The sequence below is a fragment of the Mesorhizobium sangaii genome, from assembly GCF_014207355.1.
Classification (GTDB): domain Bacteria; phylum Pseudomonadota; class Alphaproteobacteria; order Rhizobiales; family Rhizobiaceae; genus Mesorhizobium; species Mesorhizobium sangaii.
Genome location: NZ_JACHEF010000002.1, coordinates 547,164 through 562,999 on the forward strand (window position 1 = coordinate 547,164; position 15,836 = coordinate 562,999).

Sequence of the window (15,836 nt, forward strand, 5' to 3'; positions counted from 1 at the left end):
GCCTCATCGTGACATTGCCTCCGCAAAACCTGCTTGCCGAAGAAGCCAGCCCCTATCTGCAGCAGCACAGCGGCAATCCCGTCCATTGGCGGGCCTGGTCGCCGGCCTCGCTTGAAGAGGCGAGGGCACTGGACAGGCCAATCCTGCTCTCGGTCGGCTATGCCGCTTGCCATTGGTGCCATGTCATGGCGCATGAAAGCTTCGAGAACGACGACGTCGCCGCCGTCATGAACCGTCTGTTCGTCAATATCAAGGTCGACCGCGAGGAGCGGCCGGACATCGATCAGATCTACATGGCCGCCCTGTCCTCGATGGGCGAGCAAGGCGGCTGGCCGCTGACCATGTTCCTGACTCCGGACGGCAAGCCGTTCTGGGGCGGCACCTATTTTCCGCGCGAGCCGCGCTACGGCCGTCCGGGCTTCATCCAGGTGATGCAAGCGGTGGACAAGGCCTGGCGCGAGAAAAGGGCGAGCCTGAACCAGAGCGCCTACGGCCTGACCACGCATGTCGAGGCGCGGCTCGCCGGTTCGCATGCCAAGACAGTGCTTGATCGCGACACGCTGGAAAACCTCGCCAGGGGCATCGACGGGATGATCGATCGCGATCTCGGCGGCCTGCGCGGCGCACCGAAATTTCCGAATGCGCCGTTCATGCTCACGCTCTGGCTGTCCTGGCTGCGCGATGGCAATTCCACGCATCGTGACGATGTCTTGCTCAGCCTCGACCGGATGCTGAGCGGCGGCATCTACGACCATATCGGCGGCGGGCTGAGCCGCTATTCGACCGATGCCGAATGGCTGGTGCCGCATTTTGAAAAGATGCTCTACGACAATGCCCAGCTCGTCCGCTTCTGCAACTGGGCCTACGCGGCGAGCGGCAATAATTTGTTCCGGGTACGAATCGAAGACACCATCGACTGGCTGCTGCGCGAGATGCGCGTCGACGGCGGCGCCTTCGCCGCCAGCCTCGACGCCGACAGCGACGGCGAGGAGGGGCTGTTCTACACCTGGAGCAAAGAAGAGATCGAAGCCGCACTCGGCGACGATTCTCCATTGTTTTTCAAATACTTCACGCTCTCCAGCCCGCATGGATGGGAGGGCAAGCCGGTGGTTCATCAAACCAGCTCGCAGCAATCCGAAAGTATGGTGGAGCGCCAGAAACTCGCGCCGCTCAAGGCGAAACTTCTCGCCATAAGGGAAGGGCGGGTCAGGCCGGGCCTCGACGCAAAGACCCTCACCGATTGGAACGGCCTGATGATTGCAGCCCTGGCCGAGGCCGGTCGATCGCAGGCGCGGCGCGACTGGGTCGACGCGGCGACAAAGGCCTTTGCCCATATCAACGCCGCCGGCCGCGACAACCGCTTGCCGCACTCGATGCTCGGCGCCAGGAAATTGTTTCCGGCGCTGTCCAGCGACTATGCCGCCATGGCCAATGCCGCGATCTCGCTGTTCGAAGCCACAGGCGAATGGAGCTACGTCGAGCAGGCCAGCCGGTTTGTCGAGCAGCTCGATCTCTGGCACGCCGATGCCGACAGGACCGGCTATTATCTCACTGCTTCCGACAGCACCGACGTGCCGATCCGTATCCGGGGCGACGTCGACGAGGCCATTCCGTCCGCCACCGGCCAGATCATCGAAGCCCTGGTTCGGCTCGCCTCCGTCACCGGCGATCTCGACCTGCAAGAGAAAGCCTGGAAGGTCGCCGAGCATGCTGCCGGCCGCGCTGCGCAGCAGGCCTATGGTCAGGCCGGCATTGTCAACGCCTGCGCGCTCGCGATCGAGCCGCTTAAGCTGGTGCTAATTGATGATCCGACCAATCCCGAACTTGTTCCGGTTGCGAATCGAAACCCCGATCCGCGTCGGGTCGACATTATCGTTTCTATCGGTTCGGAAGCGAATCGACCCGTGCTGCCCGGCGATATCCTGCCGCCGACCGACAGGCCCGGCGCCTGGTTGTGCACGGGGCAGGTGTGCTTGCCGGTCGTGACCGATGCTGATGAGCTCGAGCGGTTATTGCGACGGCGGTAGTCAGGGCCTCTGACCGCTTCGCCTTCCTTAAAAGCGCTGGCGCTGCCCCTCACCTGCCTGCCGCCATCCTCTCCCCGTAAACGGGGCGAGGGGCGCTCTCGTCGATGGCTTCGCCAATTATGCAAGAAAAGCGCCGGCGCTGCGGTCAGCTTCTTTCTCCCCGTCACTATACGGGGAGTTGAGGAGTGGTCCGCGCAGCGGACGAAAAGCCAATTGCTTGGCTTTTCGAACGACGAACGCCGGCAGGGCAAGGGGCGGCGGCGGCTTTCGCGCCGCGGCCTACCCCTTACGTGTTCATCGAATCGAAGAAATCCGCGTTGGTCTTGGTCTGCTTGAGCTTGTCGATCAGGAACTCGATCGCGTCCGTGGTGCCCATCGGCGCCAGGATGCGGCGCAGCACGAAGATCTTCTGCAGGTCCTGCTTGGAGACCAGAAGGTCCTCCTTGCGGGTACCGGACTTCAAGATGTCCATGGCCGGATAGATGCGCTTGTCGGCAACCTTGCGGTCGAGCTGGATTTCGCAGTTGCCGGTGCCCTTGAACTCTTCGAAGATGACTTCGTCCATGCGGCTGCCGGTGTCGATGAGCGCAGTCGCGATGATGGTCAGCGAGCCGCCTTCCTCGATGTTGCGAGCGGCACCGAAGAAGCGCTTCGGCCGCTGCAAGGCATTGGCGTCGACACCGCCGGTCAGCACCTTGCCGGATGACGGCACGACCGTGTTGTAGGCACGGCCGAGGCGGGTAATCGAATCGAGCAGGATGACGACGTCGCGGCCATGCTCGACCAGACGCTTGGCTTTCTCGATCACCATTTCGGCGACCTGGACGTGACGCACCGCCGGCTCGTCGAAGGTCGAGGAGATAACCTCGCCCTTCACCGAGCGCTGCATGTCGGTGACTTCCTCCGGCCGCTCGTCGATCAGCAGCACGATCAGATAGCATTCCGGATGGTTGGCAGTAATCGAGTGGGCGATATTCTGCATCAGAACCGTCTTGCCGGTACGCGGCTGCGCGTTGATCAACGCGCGCTGTCCCTTGCCGATGGGCGCCACCAGGTCGATCACGCGCGGCGAGATGTCCTTGCTGGTCGAATTGTCGATCTCCATCTTCAGCCGCTTGGTCGGATAGAGCGGCGTCAGATTGTCGAAGTGGATCTTGTGACGGATCTTTTCGGGATCGTCGAAATTGATGGTGTTGACCTTGAGCAGGGCGAAATAGCGTTCGCCCTCTTTCGGGCTGCGGATCGGGCCTTCGACGGTATCGCCTGTCTTCAGCGAAAAGCGGCGAATCTGCGAGGGCGAGATGTAGATGTCGTCGGGACCGGGCAGATAGTTGGCATTGGCGGAGCGCAGGAAACCGAAACCGTCCTGCAGCACCTCGACAACACCGTCACCGATGATCTCGATCTCCTGGGCGGCCAGTTTCTTCAGGATAGCGAACATCAGCTCCTGCTTGCGCATGACGCTGGCGTTTTCGACCTCGAGCGATTCGGCATAAGCGATCAGCTCTGGTGGCTTCTTGTTCTTGAACTCTGCGAGTTTCATTTCTTGCATAGACGGACTCTGAATCTGCTTTGGGGAAAATATATCGGCGGGATGCGACAAATGCCGGGCGCGGCCGAAAGCAATAAAGGGCGGCGCATGACGGGAAGGAAGACCCGTCTTTTATCGTCGCTTGGGTGAAAGAGCAAGCTGCGTTTTGTGGGCCCTGGTAAGAGCTAAAACGGCTTGACGACAACCAGGATCACGATTGCGATCATCAGTAATGTGGGGATCTCGTTGACCATCCGCCAGTGCCGGGCCGGCTTTTCGTTGCGGTCCTCGGCAAATTTGCGCACCGCGCCGGCCAGATAGCCATGAACAGCGGACAGCAGAAGCACCGCACCGATCTTGGCGTGCAGCCAGCCGCCGTGGAAACCAAAGCCTTTCCAGGCGAGCCACAGACCGAAAACCCAGGTGGCGATCATTGCCGGATTGATGATGCCGCGCAGCAGGCGGCGCTCCATCACCTTGAAGGTCTCCGACTGCACCGAGCCCTTCTCGGCATCGACGTGATAGACCAGCAGCCGCGGCAGATAGAGCATGCCCGCCATCCAGGAGATGACGGCAAGGATGTGGATCGCTTTCGCCCATGGATAGAAGCTGTCGGGCGCGACGAAAAACAAAAGTGCCGTGAGAACGACCAGCACGGCGATGCCGATTACCATCCGCATCATTGCCTGGCCGGTGCTGTTGGTGCTGTTGGTGCTGCCGGTGCTATTTGATCGAGTCATCAGCGTGTCGCGCTCCTCACCAGTTTCACCATTGTCTCGACATGCGCTATCGGCGTCTCCGGCGTGATGCCGTGACCGAGGTTGAAAATCAGCGGCCCGTCGCCCAGCGTTTTCAGGATAGCCTCGACCCCGTCGGACAGTGCCTCACCGCCAGCCACAAGCCGCAAGGGATCGAGATTGCCCTGGACCGCACCCAAGCGCTGCAAATCCTTCGCCGCCACCAGGGGCACCGTCCAGTCGATCCCCAGGGCCGTTACTCCGGTCTTCTGGCGATAGGTCCGGTAGCGCGCACCGGCCCCCTTGGGAAACCCAATGATCGGAACATCAGGATGAACCGCCCGAACCCGGCCAACGATCTCGGCCACCGGCTGAACGCAGAACAGGTCGAACGATGCATCATCGAGCACGCCGGACCAGGAATCGAAGATCTGCACCACATCGGCACCCGCCTCGATCTGGCGGATGAGATAGGCGGCCGAATGATCGGCAAGCACTTTCAGCAAGTGTTGGAACGCAGCCGGCTCGCGATAGGCGAACAGCCGCGCCGGCGCCTGGTCGGGCGTGCCATGGCCGGCGATCATATAGGTCGCCACCGTCCACGGCGCGCCGCAGAAGCCGATCAGCGTTGTCTCATCGGGCAGTTTTGCCCGCAGCCGGCGAACCGTCTCGTAGACCGGTTCGAGATTCACGTGAAACGTTTTGCTTTCCAGAGCCGCAATCTCTGGCGCGGTGATCGGCGTCAGCAGGGGACCGCGCCCCTCTTCGAAGCGCACGTCGCGGCCAAGCGCATGCGGAACGACAAGGATGTCCGAGAACAGGATCGAGGCATCGAAGCCGAAGCGCTCGATCGGTTGCAAGGTCACTTCGACGGCGAGGTCGGGATCGTAGCAAAGGTCGAGGAACGAACCCGCCCGCCTGCGTGTCTCGCGATATTCCGGCAGGTAACGCCCGGCCTGACGCATCATCCAGAGGGGAGGCGGAAACACCGTCTTGCCCTTCAGGACGTCCAGCATAATCCGGTTCTGGGGCATCGAGCGCTCGCTTCTCCAAGCCTCTCTATAATCAAAGATTCTTATATCTAAGATTCTTCTGATTCTAAGAGTCTGTTGGTTATGGTGGTTGTCACCTGTCCCGCTTCGCCCGCAAAAACACCAGCCAGCATATTGTCGCGCGCTCACCTCTCCAAACTGTAGGGTTCTGGGGAAAGTCTGGAATCCATGACTGGAGTCAAGGCGTTAGGAAGCGGCGGGAAAAGCCGGCCCTGTGGACGGGCGAGAGACAAAAGATGCCGTCCCCAGACTTGTCCCCAGCCGTCCGGCAAAGCTGACAGTGCGACGAATTGTGGACAAACTGCCATCTGATACAGTCACCCGTGACCGGCCCGCCTTTCCATCCCGCTTTATCCACAGCCGCCCACAGCCTGGAGTGACCCCTTGTGAACAAACCCCAGAGCTTCTTCCACCTGCACCTGATTTCCGACGCGACCGGCGAAACGCTGCTCGCGGCCGGCCGGGCGGCTTCGGCGCAATACAAGGATGCGCGGGCCATCGAGCATATCTACCCGCTCATCCGCACCGAAAAGCAGGTGGCCAAGGTATTCGAGGACATCGAGGAGGAGCCGGGCATCATCCTCTACACGGTCGTCGACCAGAAGCTGGCGCGCGGCATCGACGAGCGCTGCGCGACCATGGGCCTGCCCTGTGTGTCGGTGTTGGAGCCGGTGTTGACCGTGTTCCAGTCCTATCTCGGCACGCCGGCCGGCCGCCGCGTCGGCGCCCAGCATGTGCTCGACGCCGAATATTTCCGCCGCATCGACGCCCTCAATTTCACCATGGAGCATGATGACGGCCAGCTGCCGGCCAATATGGACGATGCCGACATAGTGTTGATCGGCATCTCGCGCACGTCGAAGACGCCGACCAGCATCTATCTCGCCAACCGCGGCATCAAGACCGCCAACATTCCGATCGTGCTCGGCGTGCCGGTGCCGGAGAGCCTGGTCAACGCCAAGACGCCGCTGATCGTCGGGTTGATCGCCACCGCCGAGCGCATCTCGCATGTCCGGCAAAACCGCATCCTCGGCAACAGCAGCACCTATGAGGCGAGCGACTATGTCGACCGCGCCGCCATCACCGAGGAACTCGCCTACGCCCGCCAGATCTGCACGCGCCATGGCTGGCCGATGATCGATGTCAGCCGCCGCTCGATCGAGGAAACGGCGGCGGCGATCGTTGCCCTGCGCGGCAAGTCGAGATAAATGAACGAAAAGTGAGTTTTCCGAGTCTTCTCCAGGCGAAATCTAGCCGAAAGTCGGCTGCCCCTCACCTGCCTGCCGGCATCCTCTCCCCGTATGGTGACGGGGAGAGGGGCGCTGCCATCGATGGTTTCGCCAATCGCCAGCGTAGCCGGAACGGCGCCTGCGCTGGAGCTGCGCCTTTCTCCCCGTCTCTATACGGGGAGAAATGTCCGGCAGGACAATGAGGGGCAGCGCCAACTTTACAGACTAGAGCTGCTCATACTCTAACCGCGCCTGTGTCTGCGCCCGAGTGCACAAAATGACCGAAAAAATCATCCTCGCTTCGGGCAGTCCGTTCCGCAAGGCGATGCTCGTCAATGCCGGCGTCGACGTCGAGGCGGTTGCGGCCGATGTCGACGAGCGGGCGCTCGAGGCGCCTTTGCAGGACAGCGGCGTTTCGCCGGAGGATGTCGCCCTGGTGCTGGCCGAGGCCAAGGCCACCGAGGTCAGCGAGCGCAGGCCGGGCGTGCTGGTGCTCGGCTGCGACCAGACGCTGTCGCTCGGCGACGAAGTGTTCCACAAGCCGGCCGACATGGAGGGCGCGCGCCGTCACCTGCTGGCGCTGTCGGGCAAGACCCATCAGCTCAACAGCGCCGCCGTGCTGGTCCGCGATGGTCAGGTGCTGTGGCGGCATGTCGGCATCGCCAGCATGACCCTGCGCAAGCTCGACCCTGCTTTCATCGGCCGCCATCTCGCCCGCGTCGGTGCAAAGGCGCTGGCCAGTGTCGGCGCCTACCAGGTCGAGGGCGAAGGCATCCAGCTCTTCGAGAAGATCGAGGGCGACCATTTCACCATTGTCGGCCTGCCGCTGCTGCCGTTGCTGGCCGAACTTCGTGCCCTTGGAGCGATCGATGGCTGAGGCGACCAAAAAAGCCTTCGTCACCGGCCATCCGATCGGGCATTCGCGCTCGCCGAAAATCCACGGCCACTGGCTGGCCGAACACGGCATCGACGGCAGCTACCAGGCCATCGACGTGGCACCGCAGGACTTCGCCGAATTCCTGGCGACGCTGCAGGTGAACGGGTATCGCGGCGGCAATGTCACCATTCCGCACAAGGAGGCCGCCTTCGCGCTGGTCGTCCGACGTGATGAGGCGGCCGAGGAGATCGGCGCCGTCAACACGCTGTGGTTCGAGGACGGCATCTTGTGGGGCGGCAACACGGACGGTCACGGCTTTGCCGCCAACCTCGACGATCATGCGCCAGGCTGGGCATGCAACGGCCCGGCGGTGGTGCTTGGCGCCGGCGGCGCATCGCGCGCCGTCATTCATGCGCTGAAGCAACGCGGTGTCGCCGACATCCGCATCGTCAACCGCACGCTGGCCCGGGCGCAAGAACTGCGCGATCGTTTCGGCGCCGGCGTTACCGCGCACGGCACTGCGTCGACCGGCGAACTGCTTGCCGATGCCGGCCTGCTGGTCAACACCACGGCGCTCGGCATGCAAGGGGATGAGACCCTTGCCGCCAATCCGGCGTTGCTGCCGGATCACGCCATCGTCAACGACATCGTCTATGTGCCGCTGGAGACGCCGCTGCTTGCCGCTGCCCGCGCAAGGAAGCTGAAGACCGTCGACGGTCTCGGCATGCTGCTCAACCAGGCCGTGCCCGGCTTCGAGCGCTGGTTCGGCGTCAGGCCACGGGTCACGGCTGAGCTGCGCGCGCTCATCGTCGCCGACCTGGTGCCGAAACCATGATCGTGCTCGGCCTCACCGGCTCGATCGGCATGGGCAAGTCGACGACGGCCAGGATGTTTGCCGAGGCCGGCGTCCCGGTTCACGATTCCGACGAGGCGGTGCATCGCCTCTATGCCGGCAAGGCCGCGCCCTTGGTCGAAGCGGCCTTTCCCGGCACGACGGACGCCGGCGTGGTCGATCGGGCAAAGCTGGGCGCACGCGTGCTTGGCGACGCCACCGCGCTGAAGCGGCTGGAGGCCATCATCCACCCGCTGGTGCGTGCCGATGTCGAGGCCTTCCTCGGCCGCCACCGCGCCGCCGGTGCGCCGCTTGCGGTGCTCGATATTCCGCTGCTGTTCGAAACCGGCGGCCGCCACCGCGTCGACAAGGTCGTTGTCGTCACCGCGCCGGCCGAAGTGCAGCGCCAGCGCGTGTTGGCACGACCGGGCATGACCGAGGACAAACTGGCATCGATCCTGGCCAAGCAGGTGCCGGATGCGGATAAGCGCCGTCAGGCCGATTTCATCATCGACACCGGACAAGGGATGGACGCCGCCCGCGCGGCGGTCAAAGCCATCGTTGCGGAACTGACCGGGGATAAGTCAAGGAATGCCATCTCCTGAGGCCAGGCCGTCAGCATTGCCCATTGCCATTTTGTTCCGGTCTTATGATTCTGCTCGCCTGGAGCGACTGATTCGATGCGTGAGATCATCTTCGACACGGAAACCACCGGCCTCGATTCGCGCGACGACCGCGTCATCGAGTTGGGCGGCATCGAGCTGGTCAACCGCTTCCCGACCGGCAAGACGTTCCACCACTATATCAACCCTCAAGGGCGGCCGATCCACGCCGAAGCGCAGGCGGTCCACGGCATCAGCATGGCGGACCTCGCGGGCAAGCCGACCTTTGCCGAGATCGCCGAGGAGTGGCTGGCCTTCATCGACGGCGCCAAGCTGGTCGCCCACAACGCCACGTTCGACGTCGGTTTCCTCAATGTCGAATTCGGTCGCCTCGGTCACCCGGTCATCGACAATGGCCGTGTCGTCGACACGCTGGCGCTGGCGCGCCGCAAGCACCCGATGGGCCCCAATTCGCTCGACGCGCTCTGCCGGCGCTACGGCATCGACAACACAAGGCGCACCAAGCACGGCGCCTTGCTCGATTCCGAATTGCTGGCCGAAGTCTATATCGAGCTGATCGGCGGCAAGCAGGCAGCCCTCATCCTCGACAGCGCAACCGCACCGGCGCAGGGTAGCGAGAATGTCCGCCAGATCGAAATCACCATCAGCCAGCGCCCGGCCCCCTTGCCCCCGCGCCTGACCGAAACCGAGCGCGCCGCGCACGCCGGCATGGTCGCTACACTCGGCGAAAAGGCGCTGTGGTTGAAGGTTCTCGGGAACTAGCGAGGAGGGGGAGGTTGCCGGCGAGGCGCCAGCGCCGACGTCGGAGATTTGCCGCAGCCCTGCTCCCTTAGCGATCCAAAGGCGAAGCAGGAGCGAAGCGACGTCGCGGAGACCCGATCAAGCCTTGGTCGCATATGCGCCTTGACCGACCGCCTAGAGCGAGATCATGATCGACCAAGTTTTAGCTAGGCCATAAGTTTACGCCCAGGTTGTCCCGCGTCAAAGGACTGCCATTCATGATCTGGCGGCGAGAAATCATTGCGGCTGTATTGATCGGCGTTTCGTCGTTCGCGCACGCTTCCATCTTAGACGACGCTGAAGACGCAATCGCGCGCGCAGATTATGCAGCCGCAATGAAAATGCTGGAGCCTCTAGCAGACGCTGGAGACGCAGTGGCTGAGAATGATATTGGATGGCTCTACTATGAAGGTTTAGGCGTCGCTCGCGATGAAGCCCGTGCGGTGAATTGGTTCCTCAAGGCCGCAACCCAAGGCCAGCCTGCTGCGCAGTTGAACCTTTGGGATGCGTATCTGAATGGCCGCGGCGTCAGCCCTGATGAAGCCAAAGCGACAACTTGGCTTCGCGCTGCGGCTGACCAGCGTCTTCCGTGGGCGCTGGTTGAACTGAGTTTCGCGCACCTTGACGGCCGCGGCGTCCGACAAAACCCAGACGAGGCATTTCGTCTGATGCAATTGGCTGCCGATCAGGGTCTGCCATTTGCCCAGAATGAACTGGGTTGGATGTACGAAACCGGGCTTGGTACTTCGCCAAACGATGATCAGGCGATTGCCTGGTACCGACAAGCGGCAAAGAATGGCAACACATCCGCGGGTTGGAACGTGGAGTACATGTATCGGTCGGGCAGAGCCGCTCCCGTCGATCCCGCAGAGGCAAAGCAATGGAATAGGAAGCGAAATTTCCGTTAGTGCGCCACTCTGAGCGCTTGTGCGGATTGGGCGGCCGATGAAAACTCACATCCGTCGATTGGTCATGCGGTTTAATGTGGTCCTCCAAGCGGTGCTGCGTCGAGGGATTCCGCAAGACGGCGTAGCATCGGGCCGGCGCGTTTATCTGGTAAACGTGGTGGCGTTGGGAGCGGCTTCGATCTGTCTGTTTTTCTGCGGCTTCAATATCGCTGCAGGGGCCGTTCATCACGACAGGTTCCTGGCCATAAACTTTGTCGCCAGTTTGTTATTTCTGTCGGTGCCATTCACAAACGGCTTCTCAAACGCCGCTGCAGCTTATCTCCTGCTGGCTTTCATGTTCGCGATCGTGGTGCTGTTGGCGCTGCTGTCTGGGAGGGATGCCGGAGCACACTTCTTTCTAATTTCCGCCGGACCGGTTCTGCCGCTGCTACTGGGTACCCGGCGGCCGATACTTGTTGCAGCGCTAACATTTGTCGCCATTTCGACGTTCCTGGTGCTTGAATTCACACTACCGACGCTGGTGTTCACCGGGCGTCCTTGGCTTCCGCAAATACGCAATCCGTTTTCCGAGTCGCTGGATATTGGATTCGACGACAGCGTCTTCATCTTGTCGATGTTCGCCCTCGAGGCAGTTTTGGCCTGCACAACGTTCGTTGCCTTCCGCCTGGCGGAGTCGGCCGAAGCATCCCTGCAGCGAGAATACGCTCGGTCTGAACTTCTCCTGCAGAACCTGCTGCCCAATCCCATAGCAACGCGCCTCAAGGAGCGTCCTGACAGCGTCATTGCGGACAAGTTCGATTCGGTGACCGTTCTTTTCGCAGATGTTGTCGGTTTCACATCAAGCGCAGCGCGCAAACGACCAGAGGAACTGGTGGCATTCCTTGAGCGCATTTTTGGGGAATTCGACCTGTTGGCAGAAAAGCACGGCCTGGAAAAAATCAAAACGATTGGCGACGCTTACATGGTGGCCGGAGGAATGCCGATTCGTGCTGAGGGGCACACAAACTCGGTCGCGAACATGGCTCTGGACATGATCAATGTGGCAGGGCGCCTGACCGTCGAATTCGGCGAGGAAGTCGCAGTTCGCATCGGATTCCACTCCGGGCCCGCTGTCGCAGGTGTCATAGGCCGTCGCAAGCCATTCTACGATGTTTGGGGAGATACGATTAACGTAGCGGCTCGGATGGAATCCTCCGGCGTGCCCGGGCGTATTCAAATTACACCAGAAGTGAAGCGCGTCTTGGGAGCAAGCTATACGTTTGAGGAGCGTGGAACGGTCAACGTGAAGGGTAAGGGCCAAATGCCACTTTTCTTCCTCACGGGTAGGTCCATCGACGATCCCGGCGTCGGAGGAGTTCGATAATGGCCACAGAGCAAGCTACGAATACGACCTAGCATCCGATGCAAAAAGCCCGGCGCAAGGCCGGGCTTTCAAACGCTACCGCAACAGCAGGCCTCAGCTCACCTTGACGTTGGACGCGGCCTGGTCCTCGGCCAGCTTCTGCTGGAACATCTGCGCGAAATCGATCGGGTCGAGCATCAGCGGCGGGAAGCCGCCATTGCGCGTCGCCTCGGCGATGATCTGCCGGGCGAAGGGGAACAGCAGGCGCGGGCATTCGATGAACAGGATCGGCAGCATGTGTTCCTGCGGGAAGCCGCTGATCGCGAACACGCCGCCATAGATCAGCTCGACATTGAACAGCACTTCCTGGTCGAAGGAGGCCTTGGCGTTCAGCGTCAGATTGACGTCGAACTGCTTGTCGGAGAGCGGGTTGGCATTGACGTTGACGTTGATGGCGATGCCGGGCGCTTTGTCGCGGCCACGCAGCGAATTCGGTGCGCCGGGGCTTTCGAAGGACAGATCCTTCACATACTGCGCCAGAACGTTGAGCGACGGCTGTGCCGCATTGCCGTTTCCGTTGGCTGCGCCGGGCGCCGCGTCATCTTTGCTTGCCATAAGCCTTTGTCCTCTTGCCTGGGCAGCATCGCTGACCGAATTGAAATCGGGCGTTCGCTACCATGGTCGTCATGACAAGACAAGGTTTGCCACCTTATGCATGTCGCCCAAAAGTGCGCAGCGGCTTTGGGACGACGACATGCATCAAAGCAAAATTTCAGGTGCGCTTCAAACGCACCTCGCCTTGTTCAGGCCTACTCGTCCTTGAGGCGGCGCCAGGGAGAGTTGTGGTCCGGTCCGCGCGCATAGTCGTCGCTGCGCGAATAATCGCCATCGTCGAGGTCGATGGTCTTGTCGCGCTGCCGGCCGCGGAATCCGCCGGTGCTGAAATTGGTGGCCAGCACGACGCGGCCCTTCAACGCCCGCCAGGCGAGGTCCCGCACCGGCGGCAGGAATAGCAGCAGGCCGATGATGTCGGTGATGAAGCCCGGAATGATCAAAAGGATCGCGGCCAGCACGATCATCGCGCCATGCGCGAGCTGGCGGCTCGGATCGCGGCCGGCGTCCATCTCGGCCCGGATCCGCGTCATGACGCTGAAACCCTGGTGCCGGAGCAGGAGCGCGCCGGCGATGCTCGACGCCAGCACCAGGCCGACCGTCGCCAGGGCGCCGACCTGGCGTCCGACAACCACGAAGCCGGCGATTTCCAGCAGCGGCAGCGCGAGGACAAAAAGGGGAAGGAACGAAATGCGCAAGTCTTGCCAAGCCTTTTCGATCGTTTTGGCCGCTGGCGAGCATTCGCCGCTGGCACTGGGCCTGTTAGATAGGTATGCCTGCCTTTGATTTGAATGATTGCGCCTTGCGTTCTATATGCTTTGAATGTTGAACGCTATGCGACCGTAGCCCTTGGGGCCGGCGGTCCGGCTACAAGGCAGGGATTGATTGGCGGAAGATATGGGATTCTTCGACTTCGGCACGATTTTCTTCCTGATTGCGGCAGTGGTCATCTTTTTCCAGCTGCGCAATGTGCTGGGCCGACGCACCGGCAGCGAACGGCCGCCCTTCGACCCCTACACGGCGGCCCGCAGCGGCGACAAGGATGCCGCCCAGAAACCCGAAAACGTCGTCTCGCTGCCGCGCAAGCGCTTGCCGGGCGAGCCTGCGGCCGAGACTTATGCGGCGATCGACGCCTTCGCCAAGCCCGACACCGACCTCAACAAGGGTCTGCGCACGATCAAGGACAATGATCCGTCCTTCGAGCCGAAGAGCTTCGTCGACGGCGCCAAGATGGCTTATGAGATGATCGTCATGGCCTATGCCGACGGCGACCGTAAGACGCTGAAGAACCTGTTGTCGCGCGAGGTCTATGACGGCTTTGTCGCTGCCATCGGCGAGCGCGAGGCCAAGTCGGAAAAGATCCAGTCCTCCTTCGTCGGCATCGACAAGGCCGACATCGTCTCGGCCGAGATGAAGGGCGGCGAGGCGCATGTCACGTTGCGCATCATCAGCGAGCTGATTTCGGCGACCCGCGACAAGGCCGGCGCCGTCATCGACGGCGACCCGGAAACCGTTGCCGAGGTAAAGGACGTCTGGACCTTCGCCCGCGACACGCGCTCGCGCGATCCGAACTGGAAGCTCGTCGCCACCGAGGAAGAAGACTGAATCCGGGACAGTGGCGAGGCTCCGGTGTCGCTATCGCCCCTTTTTGTCGGGAAATCCTTCGGCGCCCTGCCCGGCTGGGATGAGGACGACCATCTCTCCGCCTTCGCGGCGTTTCGCCGCTCAGCCTTCCATGTCCTGACCAAGCCCTACCGCAGCGGTTCGCTTGGCGTCGACTTCAATGCCTTTGCCGAGGCCTATGCCGAGGCCCGCATCGTTTCGCCGGCGAATCGGGCGCAGGCCCGCGCCTTCTTCGAGCGTCATTTCATCCCGATGACTATCCGCGCCGAGAATGGCGGCGCCGGCCTCGTCACCGGCTTCTACGAACCGCAAGTCGAGGCCTCGCCGGTGCGAACGGAGCGGTTTTGCGTACCGCTGCTGTCGCGTCCGGCCGATCTCGTCGATATCGAAGACGCCAATCGGCCGCCTGGCATGGACCCCTACCTCGCCTTTGCTTGCCAGACGCCGCTAGGACCGGTCGAATATCCCGACCGCGGCGCCATCGAACGTGGCGCGCTTGACAGCAAGGGGCTGGAAATCGCCTGGCTGGCCGACAAGGTCGATGCCTTCTTCATCCATGTGCAGGGCGCGGCGAGACTGAACATGTCCGATGGCCGGCTGCGTCGCGTCACCTACGCCGCCAAATCCGGCCAGCGCTTTACCGGGCCTGGCAAGATCCTCAGCGAAATTGGCGAGATCCCGCTGGAAAAGGTGACGATGCAGTCGATCCGCGCCTGGTTCAAGGCGCATCCGGACCGCGTCGACGAGATCCTTTGGCAAAACCGCTCCTACATCTTCTTTCGCGAGGCCGATGTCGAGGACGCCGCCCTTGGCCCGATCGCCGCCGCCAAGGTGCCGCTGACGCCGGGCCGATCCATCGCCGTCGATCGCCTGCTGCACACATTCGGCACGCCGTTCCACATCGATGCGCCGTCGCTGACCGCTTTCGGCGCCAAACCGTTCCGGCGCCTGATGATCGCGCAGGACACCGGCTCCGCCATCACCGGGCCGGCGCGCGGCGACCTGTTCGCCGGCTCGGGCGATGCGGCCGGCGAGATCGCCGGCGTGGTGCGCAACGCGGCCGATTTTCATGCGCTGATCCCGCGCGCGCTCGTTCCGGGTGCGAATCGATGACCCGGCGGCTGGACAAACTCAGCGAAGCCAAGCTCAGCGAGGACGACCGGGTGCTGTGGAACCTGGTGGCGCGCACGGCCAAGCCGCTCGAGGGCAGGATGGCCGTCGATATCCCCGACATCCCCGCCGAGGCCAGGCCAACACCGTCGCAACCGGCCCAGCCCGCTGTCAGCCAGGCCGGCACGGCAAGGCCGAAGACCCAGCATGTCGCGCATGCGCTCGACGAACCGACGCTGGACAAACTGTCGAAAGGGCGACTGCCGATCGAAGGCCGCGTCGATCTGCACGGCCTGACCCAGGACGAGGCCTATTCGCTGCTGTTCTCGTTCCTACACCGGGCGCATGCCGGCGGCATCCGCTATGTGCTGGTCATCACCGGCAAGGGCTCGTCCTCCGGCGGCGACGGGGTGCTGCGGCGCGCCGTACCCGCCTGGCTGTCGACGCCCGCCTTCCGGCCGCTGGTCTCCAGCCACGACCACGCCGCCCGCAATCATGGCGGTTCTGGCGCGCTCTACATCCGGCTGCGGCGGCAGCGCGCATGAGGATGCGG

Annotated in this window: 16 protein-coding genes; 11 read left to right on the plus strand and 5 right to left on the minus strand. The window is 62.5% G+C overall.

All coding sequences use genetic code 11. From position 1 onward, the window contains the following. The first annotated feature begins 8 nt into the window (after positions 1–8). Positions 9–2,027, plus strand: a complete 2,019-nt coding sequence (locus HNQ71_RS11735; RefSeq protein WP_184872736.1) for a DUF255 domain-containing protein — start codon at positions 9–11, stop codon at positions 2,025–2,027. Positions 2,028–2,313: 286 nt separating this feature from the next. Here the strand turns inward: HNQ71_RS11735 and rho are convergent, their stop codons facing one another. The 3 genes from rho to hemE form a co-directional block, all read right to left on the minus strand. After that, complete coding sequence (gene rho, locus HNQ71_RS11740; RefSeq protein WP_095083886.1) at positions 2,314–3,579, minus strand: transcription termination factor Rho; 1,266 nt, start codon at positions 3,577–3,579, stop codon at positions 2,314–2,316. 164 nt (positions 3,580–3,743) lie between these two features. Then, positions 3,744–4,298, minus strand: coding sequence for a protoporphyrinogen oxidase HemJ (gene hemJ, locus HNQ71_RS11745; protein ID WP_246461471.1), 555 nt, complete (start codon positions 4,296–4,298; stop codon positions 3,744–3,746). Then, positions 4,298–5,329: a uroporphyrinogen decarboxylase gene (gene hemE / locus HNQ71_RS11750; RefSeq protein ID WP_184872737.1), complete on the minus strand. Its 1,032-nt coding sequence runs from the start codon at positions 5,327–5,329 to the stop codon at positions 4,298–4,300. Before hemE ends, hemJ begins: the two co-directional genes overlap by 1 nt. A gap of 404 nt (positions 5,330–5,733) precedes the next feature. Between hemE and HNQ71_RS11755 the strand changes: the two genes are divergently transcribed. The 7 genes from HNQ71_RS11755 (at position 5,734) to HNQ71_RS11785 (ending at position 11,959) form a co-directional block, all read left to right on the plus strand. Beyond that, entirely contained in the window at positions 5,734–6,555 is an 822-nt protein-coding gene (locus HNQ71_RS11755; RefSeq protein WP_095083883.1) for a pyruvate, water dikinase regulatory protein, read from the plus strand. A 298-nt stretch (positions 6,556–6,853) separates the two neighbouring features. Continuing rightward, positions 6,854–7,453 carry a Maf-like protein gene (locus HNQ71_RS11760; protein WP_184872738.1) on the plus strand — a complete coding sequence of 200 codons (600 nt, stop codon included), beginning with the start codon at positions 6,854–6,856 and terminating at the stop codon, positions 7,451–7,453. Then, complete coding sequence (locus HNQ71_RS11765) at positions 7,446–8,288, plus strand: shikimate dehydrogenase (RefSeq protein WP_184872739.1); 843 nt, start codon at positions 7,446–7,448, stop codon at positions 8,286–8,288. Before HNQ71_RS11760 ends, HNQ71_RS11765 begins: the two co-directional genes overlap by 8 nt. Continuing rightward, positions 8,285–8,890 (plus strand): dephospho-CoA kinase, encoded by a 606-nt coding sequence (gene coaE / locus HNQ71_RS11770; protein ID WP_184872740.1) that lies wholly within the window; start codon positions 8,285–8,287, stop codon positions 8,888–8,890. Before HNQ71_RS11765 ends, coaE begins: the two co-directional genes overlap by 4 nt. A gap of 75 nt (positions 8,891–8,965) precedes the next feature. Next, positions 8,966–9,670 carry a DNA polymerase III subunit epsilon gene (gene dnaQ, locus HNQ71_RS11775; protein WP_184872741.1) on the plus strand — a complete coding sequence of 235 codons (705 nt, stop codon included), beginning with the start codon at positions 8,966–8,968 and terminating at the stop codon, positions 9,668–9,670. Positions 9,671–9,906: 236 nt separating this feature from the next. Next, entirely contained in the window at positions 9,907–10,596 is a 690-nt protein-coding gene (locus tag HNQ71_RS11780) for a tetratricopeptide repeat protein (protein ID WP_184872742.1), read from the plus strand. A 37-nt stretch (positions 10,597–10,633) separates the two neighbouring features. Beyond that, positions 10,634–11,959, plus strand: coding sequence for an adenylate/guanylate cyclase domain-containing protein (locus tag HNQ71_RS11785; RefSeq protein WP_184872743.1), 1,326 nt, complete (start codon positions 10,634–10,636; stop codon positions 11,957–11,959). A gap of 93 nt (positions 11,960–12,052) precedes the next feature. Here HNQ71_RS11785 and secB read toward each other — a convergent pair whose 3' ends face one another. Both secB and HNQ71_RS11795 read right to left on the minus strand, forming a co-directional pair. Continuing rightward, positions 12,053–12,553 (minus strand): protein-export chaperone SecB, encoded by a 501-nt coding sequence (gene secB / locus HNQ71_RS11790; RefSeq protein ID WP_095083878.1) that lies wholly within the window; start codon positions 12,551–12,553, stop codon positions 12,053–12,055. Between the two features lie 194 nt (positions 12,554–12,747). Further along, on the minus strand, positions 12,748–13,248 hold the full coding sequence (locus HNQ71_RS11795; RefSeq protein ID WP_184872744.1) for an FxsA family protein: 501 nt from the start codon (positions 13,246–13,248) through the stop codon (positions 12,748–12,750). Between the two features lie 199 nt (positions 13,249–13,447). Between HNQ71_RS11795 and HNQ71_RS11800 the strand changes: the two genes are divergently transcribed. From HNQ71_RS11800 to HNQ71_RS11810, 3 genes are read left to right on the plus strand one after another with little or no spacing between them, the layout of a single operon-like run. After that, the gene (locus HNQ71_RS11800; RefSeq protein WP_184872745.1) at positions 13,448–14,155 is read left to right on the plus strand and encodes a Tim44/TimA family putative adaptor protein; all 708 of its coding nucleotides are present in this window, start codon (positions 13,448–13,450) and stop codon (positions 14,153–14,155) included. A gap of 24 nt (positions 14,156–14,179) precedes the next feature. Continuing rightward, positions 14,180–15,286 (plus strand): MltA domain-containing protein, encoded by a 1,107-nt coding sequence (mltA, locus tag HNQ71_RS11805; RefSeq protein ID WP_184872746.1) that lies wholly within the window; start codon positions 14,180–14,182, stop codon positions 15,284–15,286. Further along, positions 15,283–15,828 carry a Smr/MutS family protein gene (locus HNQ71_RS11810; protein ID WP_184872747.1) on the plus strand — a complete coding sequence of 182 codons (546 nt, stop codon included), beginning with the start codon at positions 15,283–15,285 and terminating at the stop codon, positions 15,826–15,828. The genes mltA and HNQ71_RS11810 overlap by 4 nt, the downstream gene beginning before the upstream one ends. The last annotated feature ends 8 nt before the right edge of the window (positions 15,829–15,836 follow it).